This is a genomic window from Colwellia sp. BRX10-4 (assembly GCF_014077465.1).
Taxonomy (GTDB): domain Bacteria; phylum Pseudomonadota; class Gammaproteobacteria; order Enterobacterales; family Alteromonadaceae; genus Colwellia_A.
Genome location: NZ_JACGVZ010000001.1, coordinates 39,145 through 61,881 on the forward strand (window position 1 = coordinate 39,145; position 22,737 = coordinate 61,881).

The 22,737-nt window shown below is 36.3% G+C and carries 19 protein-coding genes, 1 tRNA gene and 1 pseudogene; 12 read left to right on the forward strand and 9 right to left on the reverse strand.

Annotated elements, in window-relative coordinates; all coding sequences use genetic code 11:
* Positions 1–276: 276 nt before the first annotated feature.
* The 4 genes from H4J67_RS00235 to H4J67_RS00250 are packed head-to-tail and all read left to right on the forward strand — an operon-like array spanning position 277 to position 2,633.
* Entirely contained in the window at positions 277–1,239 is a 963-nt protein-coding gene (locus H4J67_RS00235; RefSeq protein ID WP_182176361.1) for a CsgG/HfaB family protein, read from the forward strand.
* 11 nt (positions 1,240–1,250) lie between these two features.
* Positions 1,251–1,556 carry a hypothetical protein gene (locus tag H4J67_RS00240; RefSeq protein ID WP_182176360.1) on the forward strand — a complete coding sequence of 102 codons (306 nt, stop codon included), beginning with the start codon at positions 1,251–1,253 and terminating at the stop codon, positions 1,554–1,556.
* Positions 1,557–1,572: 16 nt separating this feature from the next.
* Positions 1,573–1,929 (forward strand): DUF4810 domain-containing protein, encoded by a 357-nt coding sequence (locus H4J67_RS00245; RefSeq protein ID WP_182202511.1) that lies wholly within the window; start codon positions 1,573–1,575, stop codon positions 1,927–1,929.
* Between the two features lie 5 nt (positions 1,930–1,934).
* A complete protein-coding gene (locus tag H4J67_RS00250; RefSeq protein ID WP_182176358.1) occupies positions 1,935–2,633 on the forward strand; it encodes a GNA1162 family protein in 699 nt (232 codons plus the stop codon).
* Positions 2,634–2,758: 125 nt separating this feature from the next.
* Here the strand turns inward: H4J67_RS00250 and H4J67_RS00255 are convergent.
* Both H4J67_RS00255 and H4J67_RS00260 read right to left on the reverse strand, forming a co-directional pair.
* Positions 2,759–3,064: pseudogene (locus H4J67_RS00255) on the reverse strand (ABC transporter permease); the annotation flags it as partial.
* A 347-nt stretch (positions 3,065–3,411) separates the two neighbouring features.
* A complete protein-coding gene (locus H4J67_RS00260; RefSeq protein ID WP_182176357.1) occupies positions 3,412–3,768 on the reverse strand; it encodes a hypothetical protein in 357 nt (118 codons plus the stop codon).
* 1,016 nt (positions 3,769–4,784) lie between these two features.
* On the opposite strand from H4J67_RS00260, the gene H4J67_RS00265 reads away from it, so the two are divergent.
* The 5 genes from H4J67_RS00265 to H4J67_RS00285 all read left to right on the forward strand — a co-directional run bounded on the left by H4J67_RS00265 (position 4,785) and on the right by H4J67_RS00285 (position 8,514).
* Positions 4,785–6,110, forward strand: a complete 1,326-nt coding sequence (locus H4J67_RS00265; RefSeq protein WP_182202512.1) for a site-specific integrase — start codon at positions 4,785–4,787, stop codon at positions 6,108–6,110.
* Positions 6,110–7,102 carry a hypothetical protein gene (locus H4J67_RS00270; RefSeq protein ID WP_182202514.1) on the forward strand — a complete coding sequence of 331 codons (993 nt, stop codon included), beginning with the start codon at positions 6,110–6,112 and terminating at the stop codon, positions 7,100–7,102. Before H4J67_RS00265 ends, H4J67_RS00270 begins: the two co-directional genes overlap by 1 nt.
* A 99-nt stretch (positions 7,103–7,201) precedes the next feature.
* The gene (locus H4J67_RS00275; RefSeq protein WP_182202516.1) at positions 7,202–7,390 is read left to right on the forward strand and encodes an AlpA family transcriptional regulator; all 189 of its coding nucleotides are present in this window, start codon (positions 7,202–7,204) and stop codon (positions 7,388–7,390) included.
* The gene (locus H4J67_RS00280) at positions 7,390–7,641 is read left to right on the forward strand and encodes a hypothetical protein (RefSeq protein WP_182202517.1); all 252 of its coding nucleotides are present in this window, start codon (positions 7,390–7,392) and stop codon (positions 7,639–7,641) included. Before H4J67_RS00275 ends, H4J67_RS00280 begins: the two co-directional genes overlap by 1 nt.
* A 297-nt stretch (positions 7,642–7,938) precedes the next feature.
* Positions 7,939–8,514 carry an inovirus-type Gp2 protein gene (locus H4J67_RS00285; protein ID WP_182177218.1) on the forward strand — a complete coding sequence of 192 codons (576 nt, stop codon included), beginning with the start codon at positions 7,939–7,941 and terminating at the stop codon, positions 8,512–8,514.
* 118 nt (positions 8,515–8,632) lie between these two features.
* Here H4J67_RS00285 and H4J67_RS00290 read toward each other — a convergent pair whose 3' ends face one another.
* On the reverse strand, positions 8,633–9,946 hold the full coding sequence (locus tag H4J67_RS00290; RefSeq protein WP_182202519.1) for a hypothetical protein: 1,314 nt from the start codon (positions 9,944–9,946) through the stop codon (positions 8,633–8,635).
* Positions 9,947–10,352: 406 nt separating this feature from the next.
* Positions 10,353–10,577 (reverse strand): hypothetical protein, encoded by a 225-nt coding sequence (locus H4J67_RS00295; protein ID WP_182202521.1) that lies wholly within the window; start codon positions 10,575–10,577, stop codon positions 10,353–10,355.
* A gap of 693 nt (positions 10,578–11,270) precedes the next feature.
* On the opposite strand from H4J67_RS00295, the gene H4J67_RS00300 reads away from it, so the two are divergent.
* Entirely contained in the window at positions 11,271–11,957 is a 687-nt protein-coding gene (locus tag H4J67_RS00300) for a PEP-CTERM sorting domain-containing protein (RefSeq protein ID WP_182174982.1), read from the forward strand.
* A gap of 756 nt (positions 11,958–12,713) precedes the next feature.
* On the opposite strand, the gene H4J67_RS00305 is transcribed toward H4J67_RS00300, so the two are convergent.
* Positions 12,714–12,790, reverse strand: a tRNA-Ile gene (locus H4J67_RS00305).
* Positions 12,791–12,968: 178 nt separating this feature from the next.
* Positions 12,969–15,989: a choice-of-anchor B family protein gene (locus H4J67_RS00310; protein ID WP_182202522.1), complete on the reverse strand. Its 3,021-nt coding sequence runs from the start codon at positions 15,987–15,989 to the stop codon at positions 12,969–12,971.
* 142 nt (positions 15,990–16,131) lie between these two features.
* On the opposite strand from H4J67_RS00310, the gene H4J67_RS00315 reads away from it, so the two are divergent.
* Together H4J67_RS00315 and H4J67_RS00320 are read left to right on the forward strand one after the other, a co-directional pair.
* Positions 16,132–16,983, forward strand: coding sequence for an MbnP family copper-binding protein (locus tag H4J67_RS00315; protein ID WP_182176349.1), 852 nt, complete (start codon positions 16,132–16,134; stop codon positions 16,981–16,983).
* Positions 16,976–18,139, forward strand: coding sequence for an MbnH family di-heme enzyme (locus H4J67_RS00320; protein ID WP_182176348.1), 1,164 nt, complete (start codon positions 16,976–16,978; stop codon positions 18,137–18,139). Before H4J67_RS00315 ends, H4J67_RS00320 begins: the two co-directional genes overlap by 8 nt.
* 3 nt (positions 18,140–18,142) lie before the next feature.
* On the opposite strand, the gene H4J67_RS00325 is transcribed toward H4J67_RS00320, so the two are convergent.
* From H4J67_RS00325 to dnaG, 3 genes are all read right to left on the reverse strand, one after another.
* The gene (locus H4J67_RS00325; RefSeq protein ID WP_182202524.1) at positions 18,143–18,772 is read right to left on the reverse strand and encodes a hypothetical protein; all 630 of its coding nucleotides are present in this window, start codon (positions 18,770–18,772) and stop codon (positions 18,143–18,145) included.
* A 117-nt stretch (positions 18,773–18,889) separates the two neighbouring features.
* Positions 18,890–20,731 (reverse strand): RNA polymerase sigma factor RpoD, encoded by a 1,842-nt coding sequence (gene rpoD, locus H4J67_RS00330; RefSeq protein ID WP_070374851.1) that lies wholly within the window; start codon positions 20,729–20,731, stop codon positions 18,890–18,892.
* 114 nt (positions 20,732–20,845) lie between these two features.
* Entirely contained in the window at positions 20,846–22,603 is a 1,758-nt protein-coding gene (gene dnaG, locus H4J67_RS00335; protein ID WP_182176346.1) for a DNA primase, read from the reverse strand.
* Between the last annotated feature and the right edge of the window lie 134 nt (positions 22,604–22,737).

The following is a 22,737-nucleotide window of genomic DNA, read 5'->3' on the forward strand; positions in this document are numbered from 1 at the left end:
TAGGCCTACAGATGAAAATTTCCCATCGAAATTGCCACTTTAAATAGGACTTATAGTTAACTTTTATCACTGATATTGTACTTTAGCCGAGTTGGCTTACCTTAATTATGTAAGACATAACGTACATAATTAAGTGTACATAGACTACATTTAGCTTTTTTTATATATGTATAATATTACTATTAAAATTTGTAACTACATGTAGTGAATGTAATTTTATTAAGACTTTAACGGTACATTGAAGTATCGATATTATAAAAAAAGGAACGTACCACCATGAAAAAATTGTTAATTGTATCATCTTTGCTACTTGCATCAGGTTGTGCAACGGTAAAAGATTCAACCGTCACGGAGACGAAACAAAAAAAGGCGGCTGTTAGCCAAACATTGCAAGCGGATGTCGTCAGTAAAAAATACCTTAAGCGCAAAGTTGCGATAGGACGTTTTACTAATGAAACTAAATACGGACAAAGCTTCTTTATTGATAAAAATAATGATCGTATTGGTAAGCAAGCTATGGATATATTATCGGCTAAGTTGTTTGAAACTGATCGATTTATAATGCTTGAACGTGCAGATCTAGCGCAAGTTGAAAAGGAACTTTCTATTGGCGGTGAGACGAGTCTTAAAAATGCGGCTGACTTCTTAATTGTTGGCTCTATTTCAGAGTTTGGCCGTAAAAACACCAGTGAAGTAGGAATTTTTTCAAGAGTTAAAAAACAAGAAGCCAATGCAACAGTAAACATTCGATTAATAGATGTATCAACAGGCCAGATAATCTATTCTGAGTCTGGTAAAGGGATCGCATTCTCTGAAGCGGGCAGTGTCATGGGCGTTGGTGATAAAGCAGGCTATGACAGTTCGCTTAATGATAAAGTGCTTAATGCGGCTATTACCGATTTAGCCTCAAATGTTATTGAAAACATGCTTGATAAACCTTGGAAATCTTACATTCTCTCTTCAGATGAAGGTAACCTCATTATCTCTGGCGGTAAATCTCAAAATATTTCTGAAAATTCTAAATTTACTGTTTATAAATCAGGTAACAAAGTTAAAAACCCACAAACAGGAATGTTTATTACCTTACCCGGAAAACCTATAGGTAACATTGTTGTGCTGACCTCTATGGGTGACACCCCAGAAAGTGAGATATCAATTGCTTCAATTTCAACAGGTGATTTTAGTCAATACATTGCATCAGGTGACTTCTCTTCGTTATACATTCAAGAAAGTAAATAAAGGATTATAAAATGAAATTATTAAAAATATCATTGTGTGTTTTTATTGCCATGTACTTAAGTGCTTGTGGTTATAACGAAGGAGTTCGAACTGCTGAGCCCGTATCATATGTTTACTTCACTGGAAATGCTGAAGGGGCAGAAGTGACAGTAGGTAAAGGAGAGGCTTTCGTTGTTGATAAATTAGGTGCACGTAACATTTATAAGGTTGCTACGGGTAAACAACAAGTAACGATCACCAAGAATGGTGTAACAGTAGTTAACAGGATTGTACTGTTAGGTGACGGCCAATCAAAAGAATTTAATGTACCTAAATAACAGCTAAGGACTCACAATGAAAACTAAAATTTTAATGATGGCTTGTGCAGTACTGCTAGCAACTGGTTGTGCAAGTGGGCCTAAGCCTATGTATGACTATGGCGAATATTCAGAGTCATTCTATGCAATGAAAAGAGATGCGGGTGAAATTTCTGAAGGCGAATGGAAGTTTGCGTTAGAAGATGTTATTCAACGCTCTGGTAACCAAGGATTACGTGTTCCGCCTGGCGTATACGCCAATTTAGGTTATTTACACTTAAAGTTAAATAATACCACCAAGGCAATTTCCTATTTTGAGTTGGAAAAAAGTGTTTATCCAGAATCAGTTATCTTTATGAATAATTTGATCAGTAAAGTTAAGGTACAGGGATAGTGATTATGTTTAATAAGTCTAGAACGTTGTTGGTTGCTCTCGTTGTTGTTTTTGTTTCAGGCTGTGTGAGTAACAACCTCGTCACTAAACTAGACGAATTCCCAGAGATGTATAATGAAAAACCACGTTCATTATTAATAATGCCACCAATCAATTTAAGTACGGCAGCAGATGCGAAAGATTATTATGCGACTACGGTAGAAATGCCTATCGCGTTTCAGGGATATTATACTTTTCCATATGAGCTAACGTCAGAAATATTGAAACAAGAAGGTATTTATGATGCTGAACTTGTTTACGACATGCCGCTTAATAAATTTCATGAGTACTTCGGTGCGGATGCGGTGTTATTTACCAAAATACTTAAGTGGGACACTAGCTATTTGGTTATTGCTTCAAGCTTAACCGTATCAATTGAAGCAGAAATAAAATCAACCAAAACATCTTCGACCTTATGGAAATACACCGGCACGGTTGTTGTTGATCTTAGTGGTGGAAATAATGGTGGTGGTTTAGCTGGATTGATTGTTGGCGCAATAGCTACAGCGGTAAACACAGCAGCAGCTGATTACACCCGTTATGCAAGACAGGCTAATAGCCGGTTTGTTGGTACAGTACCGGTAGGGCCTTACCATCCGCTCTACCTTAAAGACCAGAAAGTTCAAATTCTGCAGCAAGCCTCAGAAAATAATAGTGCTAAATAACTCACTATAAATAATGCAGGATATTGTGTGAAAATAAAATATAAAAGTGGCTTAGTTTCGCGACACTTTTATATTATTTTCTTCACTCAAATACCTCACCTTATGCAATGAAACCATCATGTAAGCTAGTCGAGTGTTTTCTTAAAACGCAGCGCTGAAACAAGTAAGCCAAAACAGGTAAAAGCAATTAACCATAGCATATCAAAACTCATTTCAATAACGTCAACATCACGAAATACTACAGCTCTTATTAAGCGAATAAAGTGTGTCGCTGGCAGTGCCTCAGCAATATATTGTCCGGGCAGTGGCATACCTTCATAAGGGAACATAAAGCCAGATAATAATATAGATGGCAGTAAAATTAATATTGTCATTTGCATTGATTGTAATTGGTTTTTAGCAATTGTAGATATAACTAAACAAGTACTCAGCTGGCGAAAATAATAGTTTTATACATATACAGTTCAATTAATTACCTTGGTCAAAAAAAAATCACTTTCTTTCTGTCATATTGATTAAAATACAATGTTTTGGCAAATATTACAGCTTATTTCCTTAATTATATCGGTTATATTTTGTTAAAAATATAATAAAATATTGCTAAGTTTGGTTTACGTATCAGTGTTTCTTAACCTGATATCTCACCTTCTGTTTAAATCAATATTCAGTAGTGCTGAAACAGATATATTTGCTTAGCCTGATGTTGAAATAATCTCATTACCTGGTCTATTCAAAGCTATAAAAAAGGTCACTAGTATGACTAGCGACCACTTTAGGCTTAATGCTCCTGAGGATAGGCGACAACCCAATCAGTTGGTTCATCACCTTGTTTATCAAATTTATATTTAACAGAATCAAATCCACAGCTTTTTACGAGCCCATTAAAGTCAAAAGGTTGCTTTACGCCTGCTTTTGATTCCATGAATGCCGCATCGCTTGGTATCATAACTTTTGCATGTTCAGCTGAGATCACAAATGCAGCTTCGGCTAATATCAGATCGTTATTATGGCGCTTGATAATCTGAGCATTTCCTAAGCTATTTCCATCTAAATCTTTGAACTCGAACTCTTCTGGATGATTAATCTCGATAACATCACCGCCATCAAGTTGATATGCAATTAACATGTTTACCATTGTTTATTTATCCCTATTTTATTTGTTTTTATTTCTTAGAGGGCTTTGAACGATCATAGCCTAGTAAGCAAGTTCGATCTTATACTACATTAAAAATAACAAATTATTATTGATATGAACGTACTTAAAACAAAGTTTTGCTAATAATTTACTATTAACCATGATAATCAATAAGCCGGCGTGATAATAAAAACCTTTCTAGCTTAACTGAAGCAGCAGAATGTTTTTTTAAAGTAACAAAATAGGGAGTGTTAAAGAGTAAATAATCTACTTAGTTGTGTAGATACAAAATTTGCAAAGCTAAACGCATTTTTATAAACAACTAAACCGCTTAGTTATTTGCTTCATTAACACTTTGTGAGTAACGTTGATAGATTTATTAGAAACCTAAAGCTAGAGGTTGTAAACCACTTCAGAGTACTCCATTACCGACTCTTGTAAGAACATAATAGGTTGAGATTATACGTATAGTAAAAACCACCCTCATCCGATATGTCAAAAGTTTAGCACTCATCTTATATTCAAGCAGTGGATCTTTACACCAACACTACTGTGGTAAGCCTACCGTTTTGAGATATCTTAAAGGGGGAGGGTATTTATGCAGATTTTTGACATCGCAAGAGTGAGTGCTATCGCACATGACATTATTGGAGTCACTAAAACAGAATAAAATTTTCACAATACATTTTTAATGGTGAAAGGTGACTACAGTGATAACTACAGTTAATTTTAAGATTGAAATTTATTGTTAGTAAATACTAATTAGAATAATAATATTTGAAGTGGTGGCCCCTCCCTGACTTGAACAGGGGACCTGTCGATTATGAGTCAAGCGAAGTATAGTTTTCATCAAATAACATCAAGCAACAAACCCTATATAAACCCTTGATTTAAATGGGTAACAATTCCTTGTGGGCTTTCCTCCTGTTTTATATCCTTTCATTAAGTTACACTCTAACTAGACCCACAACTAGACCCCGTTTCAAATAAGGTCTAGTTAGCAACAAGGATGAAAGATGGCAAAATTAACCCCAAACAAGATCACAGGACTACTTAAAAAGAATTCTGCATACTATGTGTCAGATGATGACGGAACCAAAGGAATGGGGCGCTTATGCGTTAAAATTTATCCTAGTGGCAGTAAACGCTTTGTATTCAGGTATTTTGTTGGAACTAAAGCCAATTTCATTTTAATCGGCAATGTACCGAACGATGGCGGAAAGACTAGCGATAAAGCACTTGGTATGAGCTTGGCAGATGCTAGGGAAAAGGCTAAAGAATACGGAGCTATGTTACAGCGTGGGGTTGATCCAAGACTTGAACAGGGGATCATAAATCAAGAAAAAGAAAATCAAGTAAAGCTTGAAGCACAAAAGGGAAGTATTGAACAATTATTTACAAGCTATACTGCACAAATGGAAAAAGACGGTAAGCGTACATTTAAAACCGTACTATCTGCATTAGAAAAAGAAACCTATCCATTTATACCGCCAGCAACCAAAGCCAAAGACGTAACCAAAGACGATTTAATTAGTGTATTGGCCCACATGATAAAGCGTGGGGCGAATACTCAAAGTAATCGAGTAAGAAGTTATTTGATGGCGGCATTTAATTATGGCCTGTCACATGATAACGACCCTGCAAATTATATCGGCACTGCTAAATTTGGTTTGTTGTATAACCCAGTATCGGCAATTCCTAAGCAAAAATCAGCAGAAAAGGTTGGTGAGCATTTTCTTAGCAATGGAGAGGTTAAGTTGTTGCTCTTGGATTTAGATAGTGAATTTATCCGCTTTCAAATGGGCCAGCATATCCGAAACTTAATGAGCTTATGTTTTTATACAGGTGGTCAACGACCTTATGAGCTTGCTAGCTCAAAGTGGGACGCTATAAATTGGGAGGCTAAAACCTTACTAATCACCGCTGATTTATCAAAAAACAAAAGACCTCATTTAATCCCCCTAACAGATTCAGCTATAAATATTTTAACCAAGCAAAAGGTTGGGAGCTGTAATGGTTTTATATTTCCGCACAGGCTCTCTGAGGAGCGTCATATTAACTTAGACTCATTATCTAAGGCTGTTAGTCGATATTGTGAAAACAGCGAGATACGCTCGTTTATACCTCGTGATATTAGACGAACCTGTAAAACATTAATGGGGGAGTTAGGAATTAGTAAGTCTATTAGGGATAGACTGCAAAATCACGCCTTACAAGATGTTAGTTCAAAACATTATGACCGTTATGAATATATGCCTGAAAAGCTAAGGGCATTAGAAATATGGGAGCGTGAATTGAACAATGTTGCTGTTAACAATGTAATAGCTTTAGGTGGTCAATAATGAACGATAACTACATAACTTTATTCGTAAAGATGTCGGATGAAGATGCTCTTTTAGAGCAGAAGCTTGAGCAACAAAAACTGGATGTTAGTAATAAAATTCATATAGCAATTAAGCATCAAGAACCACTTAAGGAATTACAAGACTTAGAAATGAAATTGCATTGCTCAATACGTGATTTAAAAGGTGGTGTATATGCTAATAAAGGGCAAAGAATGCCAATAAACTCGACTGAGCTGGCGCAGAGTTTATTGGAAAAAGCTAAAAGAGTGGCGAAGTTAGAAATAAATTTTATTAATGATCAATTAGATGAATTAAGAAAAAAAATGAGATTAATAAAAGATCGCATTGAAAGCATAGTGTCTTTTTCTATAGAGCATGAATTAAACAAAAAATTTGATGATTTCGAGTTTATCATTAAATGTTGGGAATTTGAAAAGTCAGATATTTTTGACAAACCTGAACGTTGCGAACGTGCATTTGCTATTAACAGTATACCTATGATTGCCAACAATCTAATAGGTTACTACATTAAAAAGTTAAGGTTAATTCAATTTAGAATTGGTGAGCTTAATTTATATAAAGATAATGGAACTCAAGTTGATGCACTGATTTCAGATTGTGGAATAGTAATGAGTTGTGATGATGACAATCTTGTATTTAATGAGATATTTTTAATGGGGCAAAGAGCTGGAAATTTAAATAATATAGAATCAAATATTAACGCTTTAATCGCAACAGGTCGCTCACAACGAGAAGCATCTTCAAAGTCAGATTGGGCCAATGAATTAGCTCAACAAGTATATTTAAATTTTTGGATATACGGTAAAGCACCCACGACAAATGAAGTCGAAAGAAAATTTCCAAGCTTAATAAATGATAGAAAAACAAAAACTGTCGGTGATCAATTAACTAAACAGAGAAAATATTACTCTAATATCGATAACAGAGTCCCCATTGTAAAATCCAAAGGAAGAAATAAAAAAATTTAATACACCATAAGCCCTTTTGGTGTTTTGCCCTCAGTGTCTATTTTTGATATCTGCGTAGAATTACACGTGCTTTCAACAAACTTTAAGGAATTATAAAGCATGTCAAACAATCAAATAATGACTCTGGCTGACTTAGCCAAACTGATAAATAAATCAAAAGTTACAATTTGGCGATATTGGAAAAAAGATAGAGTATTGCCACCCCCTATTTTACTTAACGGTAAATGCCTTGGATGGAAGACCTCAGTAATCACTCAATGGTTAGATGATAACCAAGGGAGTGTCTAATGAATAATCCAACGCTAACACAAGTGAAAATCATACAAAATCATCTTGAGAATATAGGGCCAATCAACACAGATGAAGCTCGGTTAATGTATGCAATAGTAGACGTGCCAAGAGTTGTTTCTACATTAAGTAAAATAATGAACATTCGGCATATACCTATAAATAATCGTAGCCCCGTAACAGGGAAAATAAGGGGGATTATGAAATATGTATTAGAGCAAAAAGAAAAACCTATATCCGATAAAACATAAATGAATAATCGAAAATAGGCTTAGGTATTAATACTGGTGGTTCAAGTTTGACGGCAAGGGCCACCAGCTAACAAAGGATTATATACATAAATTAGAATTATGAACAACCACCTGATAAAACCTCAGTTAAAAATACTATATTGTGTATGTAATAAGGTGAAATCTGATTATGGGGTTTTAGGTATGCGATTATTTTTATTATCACCTAGCACCTTATTATTTACTGGATTTAAACTGCAATAGTAATTACTAACTTTGGTGGGGGTAATTAATAATATCTAACTATGTCTTTTTATTATGAGTAAATATTCCACTACATCAGAATACATTATTGTAGATAAAGAAATTTGGTCAATTAATGCAGGCTATAGTAATGCTGGCTATCCGTTAGCTATTTATACCAAGCCAATGAAAGCAATCATCAATCAACTTAATGCAATGACTAAGCAATACAGCAGAGTGTTAGTTGTTAGGTTTGATCTGCACTTAGAAGAACACACTGGTAACAATGAACAGTTATCAAAATTCATAAAATTATTTTTTAAAAGGCTCCGAGCGAGATACAAGCTTAATGATATTGGTTATGCATGGTGCAGGGAACACGAACGCTCAAAGCAGCAACATTACCACATGGCGATATTCATTGAGGGACGAAAAATTAGAACACCATTTAGCTTATGGGAAATGATTCAAGATGCATGGTGGTTTGTGCAAGGTGGTCACATGACAATGATACCTTATCGCATGGTTAAACGAGATGACTTTCAATCACGGCAAGATGCCATTTATCATTTATCCTATTTAGCTAAAACTAGGGGTAAAGGTTATCGACCTATGCAAACTAAAGACTATTCTAATAGTAGGTTAAAATAACATCACTTTAATATAGGATACCAAACTAAAACTTGGTGACTAATCTTTACCTAAATGGAATGATATTTTTTTATATGAAATATCATTCAGTACTTTTTACTAAAATAATTTATTTCCTTTATAAATTACGACTTGCTTTAAGTCGACTAATTATCTTCTCCTGATAAACTTTAACAGTAGAAAAACTTTGTATTTTCATAAATAAATCTGAGGCAGTTTCTTTTGATACTTTTATCAAATTAATACCCTTATAAAATGCTGGTGCTTTTGTTTGTTTCGTGGCGTTATCAGAAAAAATCAAATTTAACTTTACTACACGTGCTAACTCTTCTTGGTAGAGAAAAAAGCCCCTTAAATGTGTATCCTTTATTTTAGGGGGAGTAGAGCGCTCTGTTGTTAAAATTTCGTCAATTAGCCTGTTTAATCTACTGCGGAATTCAATCGCTTCATCCATAATCTCAAGCCATTTTGTTTCGGTACCCGATAACAGGGATAAGAAATATAATGTTCGGGCTTTGTTATAATTAATGAAGCCTGGCCACATAATATCTTCACTAGAAATATTAAGTGCTCTATCAAACTGGTTGCATGCCGACTTTAAATACATTGATACTTCTTCAACAATTGATGGAGATATAGACCAAATTTGATCATTGACCAAGCAGAGTCCATCAATAGATAAAATGTCTAGTTTACCCATGTTTAAGGACTCTTTTAGCAAGTGCATCCCTTTTTTGTTGTAATACAAACCAAGGTAATTATGATAAATCGTCTTTGTGACAGGATTACGAAGTATTGGACCTCGAACATGGAGTAGGTCTGCATGGATATTGAAATTTCCATCAGCGACAAAGCTTTGGTATGACACCACTGCTTTAAATAACTTTATAGTTTCAGTTATTTGAATTGAATTTCCTTTGCTTACCGAATGTAATATATCTAGACGGTTATCTACTAATGATAATATCTTATTCATACGCTTTTTATAGGTTATTTTATCATTATCAGAAGCATTGAAAACAGCAGGGAATAAGACGATAAGGTCAACCATGTACTGTAATGAATCAGCAAAGAGGGCGGCAGTACTAGACTCTTTTTTCAACTTATACTCAACTAAATCAAAGAGTTCTTTGTCTAGTGTTTTTTCGTCTTTAGACTTGAATCGATTGATTAACTCAGGGAGTGAGGTTACATAGTTTTCATTATCAAGGATATTACCTTCCATTTTACTTATGTTATTCACACTATCGATTGATGTGTATGTTCTGACAGCGATAAACAGAGCTAACATTGAAATACAAAAACTAACTGTTGATATTGTAAAGTTAAGTAAATCTTTGCCTTCCTTAAGAAAATAAACCCACACACCAAGGAAAGCAGAAAGAATCATTAGTACAGAGATTGAGAAATATAATATTTTTGTCGTGCTCATTTATCTTCCTATATTATTCACTTGTAGAGTTCTAATTAGTGCAAAAATCTCATTATTCAACTGTCTCATTAGATCAGAATCATAATTTTCATTAATATCACACAAGATAAGGTATTAGGAACCATAAAACTAATTTTTTAGTGAAAACTTAAAAGTCATGTTTATCTTTTAGTTACGTAACATCAAAAGCTTATTATAAAATAAGACAGGTTTATTTTATGCTATTACATTATTTACACAGGGGGAGGCTAAGCCTATAAGTTATTTTTTTAATGTATTTTAAAGTAATGAACTTAAAAACAGGAAAAATTGGAGGGGTCCGAACAGAGGCATAATTTCATGTGTCGGACCTTATAGCTTTACAGAATAAATCTATTTAGCAACGTGAACTATTGCGTGTATATGTTTATCTACTTGCGTTAATGACTGGATCATCATTGGCCTTCAAAGTGGCAACTTCTGATCTTAAAGCACTTAACTGCTCGTTAGTTTTTTTAGATTCAGTAATTAACTCACTTAATTTATCTTTTGTTCCGAAAATAGCGAATGGTAATAAAAACCATAAAATAGCTAAAACCACTAAAAATAAAATAACTGCTACACCAACACCACCGCCTAATAACTCATTCATCACAAGTCCCTTTTATAATATAAGATTAAAATTTCATATGATTCATGCAATTAGGCTAATGCTTGTTATAGCATATTTAGCAATACTGATTGCATGAACCACATTCAACATCTCATAAAACGAATATATTTGATAGAAATAGATTATAAATACTTTCAATATTAGGGGGATTATCAATCTATAGTTCTCTTGCATTATAAAAAGAGTTTTAAAGACCTTAAAGAATGAACTGGACAATTACATCAGTTGTGCCACCTAATTGCATCAGAACTGCCAGTCATTATCATCTAATACTGTCACCTAATAACATTAGGTTTGCCACTAATAAATATGATCACTTTGTGCGCATTCCTGACGTTAGCTACTGGTTGTTCTTTAGGTCAAGTGCTAGCCAAGAGCCGTCATAGCCGAACCAATAAACGAACGACTCTAGTTAGCAGTAAGCGGATCGTCAGGTTTATTTACATCTTTTCAAATTAAATAAACATGAAATTATTTAGGTAATTGTATTATAAGAACAATTAAGTTCCGGCATGGATCGTGCTTTCTATGTCGTTAATAGACAGTAGTCTCTTCCCATTTTCTAATCCTAAGCACTTGCCGTGTAAAGTTTTTCCTAATTTGAAGTCCTTACCTCTGGAATAAGTTGTCCTGCTATGGGGCATCGCAATTTATGTAATATGGAAAGATCAAATGAAATTTAGAATATTAAAAACCACTATAGTTAGTACATTCCTGTTAGTTAGTGGTTTAGCAGAAGCAGGGCTTATTTCACATAACAATTATTCACTCAATACCGATACCAATATTATAACAAATAATGGGACAGAGTGGCTCCAATGGGATGTAACGATTGGTGAGTCTATTAGTAGCGCACTAGGTACGTATGCGAGTGAAGGATGGATGCTAGCTAGCAATTCCCAGATGGCAGGTTTATTTTCGGATTTCGGATGGGGCAGTTCGGTACAGGAGGATGGACATATATACACTAGAGGGACATTTAGTGCACGCACGGACGATTCTTCTATGGACAAATTTATCGAGTTATTTGGCACCACCACGAATAGCCGATGCCGCGAACGTAGCGGTGCCGGTGGTTTTACTTGTAGTAGAATAAGTTCTTTTTACGGAAGCGATTTAGATGACGACGGGTATTATAAAGCAGTGTATATAAGTAGTGATTATGTATATTGTCGGGATGGTTGTCGGAACAACGAGGATGAGGCACAGATTGCCAGCGATTATTATGCTAATGTAAGCTATGTAAGTAGTGAAGCAGGTATCGCTTTGGTCCGGGTGGTAGAAGTTCCTGCGCCGTCAACAGTTTTAATTTTCGCATTAGGCTTGATGGGGTTAGCAGCACGTCGATTTAAGAAATAAGCTTAAAAAGTTCGTTTCATATTCTACATATAATTTCGACGACGGTATGCCTACATAAACCCATGTAAGCCAATGTTGTCGATAATCATCAAGAAGCATCTTCCAGTTTGGTTGATGCTTTTTTGATCGCCATGATAGTGGGAATGCCACAAACGCAGTAGCAGTTTTTATGCGGCTCATAAAGCTGCGTTAATCGACGTATGTGATTTTGTAATGTCTTCTTAAGCTCACAAAGCGACAAACAAAATACTCCAATGCTTTACTGTTGCTAACTTCCGCAAAGTGGCAAAAGTGAGCATTAGCAGTGTTCAACTTATCCAAAGTGACAGCTTTAATAAGGCCAAATATTGTGGCATAGTTAAATGTAATTGGTTTTTTTAGGTAAATGCAATTACGTGGCACTGCTGCTAGAGATTCTCCAATAAACCTCAGATAACCTAAGATAAACCTAACATAACCTAAACCTCACCTATACGAAAATGCATAAACCTATCAAAACCTTACTTTCAAACTTAAATAATTAACCTAGCATTGATAGTATTTGCGGTTTATAAAAAGACTTTGTAGTGTCAATAATTGTTAAGTTTTTCGGAGTGTTCTACTTAAAAAAAGTTATTGATAGTCTTTGAAGAAATATAACTAAGAAAATCATAAGAAAAAGAATAAATAAATGCTAACTAGACCCACAACTAGACCTTGTTTAGAAATTTTACCTATTTTGTTAGTGGTTGTTAACCTGGTGTGTACTGGTAGAAGTGGTGGCCCCTCCCTGACTTGAACAGGGGACCTGTCGATTATGAGTCGAATGCTCTAACCAACTGAGCTAAGGGGCCATCTTTTTATCCGCTTTAAATTGAGACTTCAACTTAAAGCGGCGTGAAGTATAAGCATTTTTTATTTTGTTGTCACTAGCGTATTTTTAAAAAATGGTAAATTTTACGTTGTTCGCTTAATTGTTAGGCAATACGGGTGATTTTATATCACTATTGCCTAAACCTTATTACTTAATCTTTACTTTTTTCTAACCAATAAAGATAACGAAAGCATAGTTAACCAAAATATTGAACCACCAGAAGATTTTTTTGGTGTCGATGTCGTTGTAACTACTGCAGGTGAAGCCACTACTGAAACGATAATACTCTCAGCTGTTGATAAACCTTTAGAGTCTGTAGCAGTAAATTTAAATGTTAGTGACTCAGTCGTATTGGGTGCTGTGAAACTTGTGATTAAAGTATTGGCATTAGATAAGGTTACATTCGAGCCGGCAGTTTGCTCCCAAAGATAGGTCATCGTATCGTTCTCTGCATCTCTTGCTTGTGCTGCTAGACTTTGTGTTCTTCCACCGGTTAATTCGACATTCGCTCCTAAGGTAACAACAGGTGCGGTATTCAATGGAGGTGCAATAACCGAGATAGTAAGACTCTTTGTCGTTGAAGCGCCCCTAAAGTCTGTTGCCGTGAATTGAAACATTAGAGATTCAGCGCTATCGGGTGCTGTAAAGCTTGCTGATAAGGTCTCAGCATTTGTTAATATCACCTCAGAGCCTGACGTTTGCACCCATAGATAAGTCATAGTGTCATTTTCATTATCACTTGTTTGTGCTGTTAAACTTTGTGTTTGACCGGTGTTTACTTCAAAATCTTCACTGAGTGTTACTAAAGGTGCGGTATTTTGATCGTCATCAGCGATAGTAAACGTTATTTGAGCATTACTGCCAAGGTTGCTATCGTTAACGCTTGATAACGCTAGGGTAAAGGTCTCACTTTCTTCTTCTTCGGTATCATCAAGAATCGTTAGGATAATTTCTTTAGTATCACTTTCGCCGTCAGCCCAAGAAACTTGGCCTGATGCATCAAGCATATCGCTGCCGATAATAGCTTCTCCTGATGTCAGTTGATACTCAAAGGCAATGTTACCTTTTGTGCTACCCATACGATTTACGTTAACAATGTATTCACCTACATTTTCTGCAATAGTTTCTTGGTCAAATTCAAAACTTCCACTGCCATTATCGACTAACCCATCAATATTGATGGTGTTGTAATTATTAGCACCGAGCGTAGCACCATCGGTTGGATTATATAATCGTATAAAAAATGATTCTGCTACTTCGATACTTGTTGGATCATCAGCAATGACAATACTAATTGTTTTGTCTGTATTATCATTTGCTGCCCAAGTCAGTGTGCTACTTGCTACTGTGTAATCACTATCTTGTTTCGCACTACCCTGAATTACCTGGTAACTAACTGCAGCACTTGCACTGGCATTTGAGGCATTACGTTGTACCGTTAAGTCAAAGGTTGTTCCTTGAGCGGTTTGTGTGCTTTTATTTTTAAAGCCAAACATACCTTTAGTTGAAGCATTGGTGTTGTCTTTTAATACATAGAGCCCACTATTAATATCGCTGACTAAAATATTTCCAGAAGGTAAAAACGGATAAACGCCCCAAGCACCATTAAAACTAGCATTATTGCTTGGTGTGAAAGTATCAAAAAAGCCAACCTCTGTCGGAGTTGTCGGGTCTGTTATATCTAAAACAGTTAACCCTCGTTCATAGTTAGACATATAGTATCTATTGCCACGAACAAAGCCATTATGATCTATAGCTCTGGTAGGACCTGTCCACTGACCTACTTGTGTTGGATTATTGAGGTCTGCAATCGAAAATATTCTAACGGTAGAGTTTAAACCTCCGCGCTGTTCATCAAATTCGTCATGTAATAAAATAAACTGTTTGTCTTCTGTTCCCCAGCCAGAATGTACATACTTATTATTTTGGGTAACATCGTTATAACGGGCTGTACCTAATTGAGTTGTGTTATTAGGATCAGTGATATTCCATAACTTCATAACGTCCTCATTAAAATCAATGAAAACAGTACAACTACCCGAGGTTAAGCCACAATCATTAATCGAGCGCTGGTCATCTATTACCAAAGAAGCGCCATCATGAGTGTAACCATTACCAAAGTTATTAGCGTTAATATTTACCAAAGTTTTTGGGTTTGCTAATGAATAACTTTGAAAGGCACCACTTTTACTATTTGCGCCAATAAGCTGCAATGAAGCCGTTTGGTTAGGCAGGGTAATATTAAGGGTATGGTCTACATTAGTTATGTAAACATTATGTGATGTGCTAACAACATTATTCTTCTCAACTAGGCTTATCGAGTTAGGGAGGTTGTTAAGGTCAATAATTGCTACACCGCCATTATTTCCTTCAGTGGTCACGTAGGCATAGGCTTGCCATAGGTTAATATTTTCATCAAAGTATTGGTAAACTTTAACATCTCGCCAAGAAGAGTTAACTCCCCGAACAGTACCTACTTCAACAGGAGTGGTGGGGTTGGTAACGTTAACAACTGTCACACCATTATTTACACCCATTATGGCAAATTCATTATTGGTATTTAAATCTACATGCCCCCAAATATCGTTACCTGCGCCGGGTTTACTCGACATTTGTGATAAAGGAAAGTGAGCAAGTAAATCGATATTATTACAGTCGAATACATCTGCCTTACCACTTATGCAAGCCTCATCAGATTGGCTTTGACTTAATTGGTGATAACTGGCAAGTTTAAGTGTCAAGTCTTTGTCTTTAACAAAGGCTTTACCGTCGGCAATAACCCTAAAACCATTTTTTCTTAATTCATCAACCATATTAGTTGGAATATTATATAAAGTGGTTACATTAGACTGCGGGCTTTGTGATTGATAATGATCGAAACGATTATAGCCTCCAAAAACTGGCACAAGAGCACTTTTTAAAAAGAATAACTCTTCACTGGAAGTGATGGTAAATTCACCCGAACCCACAAGTACTTTATCACCCTTGTTCGCTTGACTAACTGCATAGGCTATTGTTCTGCATGGTCTAAGAACATTATCACATCTTTGCTTATCTACACCATTGGTTGCGACAAACCTGGATTTGTCATGTTCTGAGTGCGCAAATATATTGGAAGAAAGTATAAGTGATGATATTGAAATAATTGCAATACCCATGGGTAGTGATATTTTAGCCATAATGTACTCGTTTTTTATTTAGCTGCTCAATATTTGATGGCTTTACCATAGCAAGTTAACGTACAATTTAAAACCAACTCGTTAACATTACCTTAACTTCATGTAAATATTACTTTGCATTCAACGATTAAGCCTTATTAAAATGAACTGTTATATATTAAAAAAAATCTTATCTGTCACTACTCTTTTTGGGCTAAGTGTTACGTTACTTTCAGGATGTTTTCAAAAAGAGTCCCCAATAACACTCACTTTTCAACCGGTTTATAAGCAGGTTGCTTTGAACTGTGCCAGTCACTTCAGTGGTAATAATGAACAACTCCTAGGTACGGCCTCAAAAAATTGGCAGTATCAGCAATTACAGTTTTTTATACATGATGTTGAAGTTAACACTAAAAAAAGTGGTTGGCAGTCATGGTCGATGACAACAAATGCTCATCAAGCAGAGAATGTCGCCTTATTGGGAGAGGTGTGTAATGAAGAAGGTGAGCAAGACTATTGGCAACTTGAATTAACCCCTCTAAAAGAAGCGAGCGTTATAACCGATATTCGTTTTACCTTAGGTGTGCCGTTTGCATTGAATCACCTTAACCCATTAACACAGCCTAGCCCGTTAAATGAAGCTTCAATGTTCTGGGGATGGCAGGGTGGTCACAAATTTATGCGTGCAGAGTTAGCTTCACCCGATGATGATTGGCTGTTTCATCTGGGCTCTATCGGTTGTAAAGCCTTAAGTCCTGTTCGTTCACCAAAAAGTGAATGTTTGTACCCTAATCGAGTTGTCGTTTCTTTGCCTTTCACTTCACTAATAACTACGATCGAGTTTGATTTATCAGCATTAATTACTGATATAACATTAACTCGTGCAAACAGTTGTCAGTCATCGGTTGATGAAGAAAGCTGTAAAGTGTTATTTAAAAATCTAGGGATAAATACCAATAATACAGATCAGTCTATGTTATTTAAAACAAACCTTAAGGCGCAAATAGATGGTTAGTCAACGTTTAAAGGCAGCAACACTTTATTTGTCGGGCTTAGTAATGCTTTGCTTATTACTGCAATCATGTAGTGATAATAAAGAGTTAGCAGGAGAATATCAGTGGCCCATTATTGAAGGTTTTCCTAAGCCGCAAGTACCACAAGATAACCCGATGACCCAAGCAAAAGTCAATTTAGGTAAACAACTCTTTTTTGATAAAAATTTGTCAGCTAATCAACAACAAGCTTGCGCCAGTTGCCATCATCAAGAGTTTGCTTTTGGTGAAAATATCCCACACTCATTCGGTAGCACCGCACAACCACATCGACGTAATGCCTCTGCTTTAGTTAACATAGCGTATAACAAAACATTAACGTGGGCACACGACGGTTTAACCTCTATTGAACAGCAAATACTCTTACCTATGTTTGGTGAATCGCCGGTTGAGCTAGGCATAACGGGTCATGAAGAAGAAGTTTTGGCACGCTTTAGCTCAGAAACTTATCAAATGTTATTCACAAAAGCATTTCCAAATCAAACCGTTAATTTCGACTTAATTGTGAAAGCATTAGCGAGTTACGTGCGCAGTTTAGTTTCTTTAAATTCGCCTTTTGATAGCTATGCATATTTGGCTGATGACAATGCTATTTCTGCCTCGGCTTTGCGCGGTATGAATTTATTTTTCTCAGAGCAGCTTGAATGCCATCATTGTCACGGCGGATTTAATTTCACTCAGTCTACCAGTCATGAAAAACAGCTTATTGATCGCAGACCCTTCCATAATACGGGTTTGTATAATGTTAGCCATCAAAGTGGTCGTGATAAATCAGGTTACCCTAAACATGATACTGGCTTGTCTGAAATTTCAACGTTAGTGAGAGATAATGGCCGATTTAGAGCGCCAACATTACGTAATATTGAAGTTAGTGCGCCCTACATGCATGACGGCAGTATTGGAAGCTTAGCGGAAGTTATTGATTTTTATGCCGCTGGTGGACGAAATGTTACTACGGGTGAATATCAAGGTGATGGGCGAAAGAATCCACTGAAAAGTCAGTTCATTAAAGGGTTTGTCTTAACAAAAGCAGAAAAAGAAGACTTAATTGCTTTTTTGAAAACCTTAACGGACCAAACATTTCTATCTGATCCTAAGCATATTATTGTTGATAAGTAAGTCTTAAAACGTGAAGGTTAAACCTGCTGATAATTCACTTTGTACCCACATATCGCTTGATATTGCGATTTTACAGGTATTGTTATCACAGAAAAGTGCGTCTTGAGAGTCAATAAGTGTCGCATATACTCTTGCACCTAAACGAATCGCTATACGGTCATTGAGTTGTAATTTACTGTAAAACCCTAGGTTTACTGACAGTTTAGTTTCATCATCAAGTTCTTTTGCCTCGGGTGAAAAATGCGTAACACCAAAGCCACCAGAAAACCAAAAGGGAACTAAGCTATTTGAAAGTGGCACATTACCACCGATATGTAGGTAAGTTACCGATAAGTCACTAGTATAAGGGCTTAATAAACTGGCAGGAATTAATTCACTCTTATAGTGACTTATCAGCAATTCACCTTGGCGTTTATTGTCATAAGGCCAGGCAACAATCACTCCAAAGCTTGAGCCTTCATCTATCTCAACTTCTAACGATTGGGACTCACTCATATCATAAAAGTCACCTGCAATAGTAAAGTCTCCTCCTAAACGGTAACCTGCAAAGGGAGTTACTTCGATAGGTCCAGATTTAGCTGCTAAAGTAGGTAGTGTTAAAAATAAAGAAAATAGTAGAATGAGAGCGCGCATTGAAAGTCCTTTTATAAAAAATTTGATTGGCTGATAATTGAGTAGAGTTAATTAAAGACAAAAAAAATCCAGTAATTAATTACTGGATTTTAAGTCATCTATTTAAAAATGAAAGCTTTATTCGCCGTCTAAGAAACTTTTAAGTTGCTCAGAGCGAGAAGGGTGACGTAATTTACGTAACGCTTTTGCTTCGATTTGACGAATACGTTCACGGGTAACATCAAACTGCTTACCCACTTCTTCTAACGTATGATCGGTATTCATATCGATACCAAAACGCATTCTTAACACTTTAGCTTCACGAGCGGTTAAGCCAGCTAATACTTCGTGTGTCGCATCTTTCAAGTTTTCAGCGGTAGCTGAGTCAACAGGTAGTTCGCCATTACCATCTTCAATGAAATCGCCCAAGTGTGAATCTTCGTCATCACCGATAGGGGTTTCCATTGAAATAGGTTCTTTAGCAATCTTCAATACTTTACGAATCTTATCTTCCGGCATGATCATGCGTTCAGCTAATTCTTCAGGTGTTGGCTCACGTCCCATTTCTTGTAACATCTGACGAGAAATACGATTCAATTTATTAATCGTTTCTATCATATGCACAGGGATACGAATCGTTCTGGCTTGGTCAGCAATTGAACGGGTGATCGCTTGACGGATCCACCAAGTTGCATACGTTGAAAATTTGTAACCACGACGGTATTCAAATTTATCAACCGCTTTCATCAAACCAATGTTACCTTCTTGAATTAAATCTAAGAATTGTAAACCACGGTTGGTATATTTTTTAGCAATCGAGATAACTAAACGTAGGTTAGCTTCAACCATTTCTTTTTTCGCACGACGAGCCTTAGCTTCACCGATAGACATACGACGGTTAATATCTTTTATACCGTGTACATTTAAGAACGTTTCTTTTTCTAATTGATTTAATTTATAAATACAACGTTCAACGTCTAACTCAATATCAGACAATTTTGCTGAATAAGCATGACCTGCAGCTTTTTGCTCGTTAAACCAATCTTTAGAGGTTTCATTGCCTGGAAAAATTTTGATAAAGGTTGTTTTAGGCATGCCAGCACCAACAACACAGTGCTTCATGATTAAACGTTCTTGAATACGTAATCTATCCATTACGCTACGCATGTTTTTAACAAGCTTATCAAAAAGTTTAGGAATTAAACGGAATTCTTTAAATACTTCAGCTAAATCATCAATCGCTGCTTGTGCGTCTTTATGACCGCGACCTTTAGCATTAATAACTTTATTTGCTTTTTCGTAGGCATTGCGAAGTAGAGTGAACTTTTCTTTAGCAAGTTCAGGACAAGGACCGGTATCTTCTTCTTCCTCATCTTCCTCGTCGCCATCAGACTTATCTTCGTCGTTGAGCTCTTCTTTTGAAAGCTCTGAACCAATATGCGTCGCTGCTGCTGGAATTTCTTCTTCTTCAGCATCAGGGTCTAAAAAGCCAACAATAATATCGGTTAAACGTACTTCTTCAGCTTCAAAGTTGTCCCACATATCGAGTAAAAAATTGATTGCCGGCGGATATTCAGCAACACTACGCTGAACTTCCTTAATGCCTTCTTCAATACGCTTAGCGATAACAATTTCGCCTTTACGCGTTAATAGCTCAACCGTGCCCATTTCACGCATGTACATGCGGACAGGATCAGTTGTTCTACCAATTTCGCTTTCAACCGTAGCAAGTGCTTGGGCAGCTGCTTCAGCAGCATCTTCATCAGTATTACCTTCTGTCATCATCAAGGTATCTTGATCTGGAGCAGTTTCGAATACCTGAATACCCATGTCGTTGATCATTCTAACGATGTCTTCAACTTGGTCTGAATCGATTATATCTTGTGGCAGGTGATCGTTAACTTGAGCAAAAGTTAAGTAACCTTGCTCTTTACCTTTGGTAATGAGCTCTTTAAGTCTAGATTGTGGGGCTTGATTCATTGACGAGTGTCCACCTAAATTATGGCTATCAAAATGAAAACAGTAAGCCGTAAATTATAGCTAATTGCTTAGTATATTGCCAGCGTTAAACTATGTTCAACTTATTTTTGTTTGCTACGCACTTAACAAACTATGTAATTCTTGTTTCTCACTTTTATTTAAGCCGCTTGCATGTTCTTTGGCAAGCAATTGCTCCGTACGTTGTTCAATAAATTTGTTTAAAAAACTTTCTATTACATCAATAAACATCGATTCAGCATTTTCAGGTTCAACATGATGTTGTAAGCACATTAACTTTGTTAATTGGCTACCTTCAGTGGTCCCTCGAAAATGTTCAATAAGCTGAGCACTGTTAATTTTTGAATTTTCTTTACATAAAACTAACAGTCGATTGAGCAAAGGAATACCTGGCATATCGAGTTGTTGTAAAATAGTAATATCTGGTAATGCACTAATGATATGGGGGTGCTCAAGTAATAATGCAATAGCAAGGCGTAATGGTGTGATTTTACTTTGCTTCTTTACCGTGCTCGCCTTGTTGTTTTGATTGTTCTTTTTACGTAATTCGTCTAAACGTTTTTCGTTGCCACGGGCGAATTTATTGGCTAATTCGGTCAAAATTGAATCTTTTAAGGTACTATCAGGCAGCTTATTTAAGTAGGGCTGGAAGAGCTCAATCATTTTTGATTTTCCTTCCAAAGTGCTCATATTGACTTGTAGAGAAAGGTGATCAAAAAGAAAAACTGACAAGGGGGTGGCGTTATCTATAATTTCTTCGAAAGCTTGTTGACCTTTTTCTCTGATCAACGAATCAGGGTCTTCACCGTCAGGTAAAAATACAAATTTTAAACTCGTACCATCGTTAATTAAAGGCAGGGCATTCTCCATGGCTCGCCATGCGGCATCTCGGCCTGCTCGGTCACCGTCATAACAACAGATAACTTCTTTAACGGTTCTAAATAAAGTTTGGCATTGCTCTGGGGTGGTTGATGTACCGAGCGACGCTACAGCATAGTCAACACCATGTTGTGCTAGTGCCACAACATCCATATAGCCTTCAACCACAACCAATCGTGACAATTGTTTATTGGCTTGTTTTGCTTCAAATAATCCGTAAAGTTCATGGCCTTTATGATAAATACGCGTTTCTGGAGAGTTTAAATACTTTGGCGTACCATCTCCCAATACACGACCACCAAAACCAATAACGCGACCTCGCTTGTCACGAATGGGGAATTGAATACGACCTCTAAAACGATCATAAGGACGATTTTTATCGCCAGGTATTGCCATACCTAAATCTACAAGTTGTTGAGTGGCTGAAGGATTTTTGGCAAAATTTTTCATTACCCCATCCCAAGCGTCACTGATATAACCAATACCAAAGCGCTTAACCACTTCACCGCTTAAACCGCGACCTTTTAAATAATCAATGGCGGAATCTTTATCGGTAGCCACTTTTAATTGTTGTTGATAAAAACGACTGATTTTTTCCATCAGCTCGTAATCATCTTGTTTTTGTTGATGTGCTTGTTGTTGTTGTTTTTGTTGAGCGGGACTTTGATTATTTTTCTCGCGAGGCACTTCCATGTTGTAATGAGAAGCAAGTTCTTCAATGGCATCAGGAAATTCTAAACGATCAAACTCCATTAGAAAAGAAATGGCATTACCGTGTGCACCACAACCAAAGCAATGATAAAACTGTTTATCTTGGCTAACGCTGAATGAGGGAGACTTTTCGGTATGGAATGGGCAACAAGCTTGATAATTTTTGCCAGCTTTTTTTAACGGCACTCGAGAGTCAATTAATTCAACAATATCAGCGCGCGCTAATAAATCATCAATAAATTGTCGAGGGATCATACCAGTCATGTCTACATTTTCTTTGGTTGTTTGTGCGAATGTTATTTTAAACCTAATTGACCTGTACTGGATAGGTGTTTTTTAACTTCTCACCCAAGTGAAACGCTAAATAGGTATTATATAAAACAATAAAGCCGTGAAAA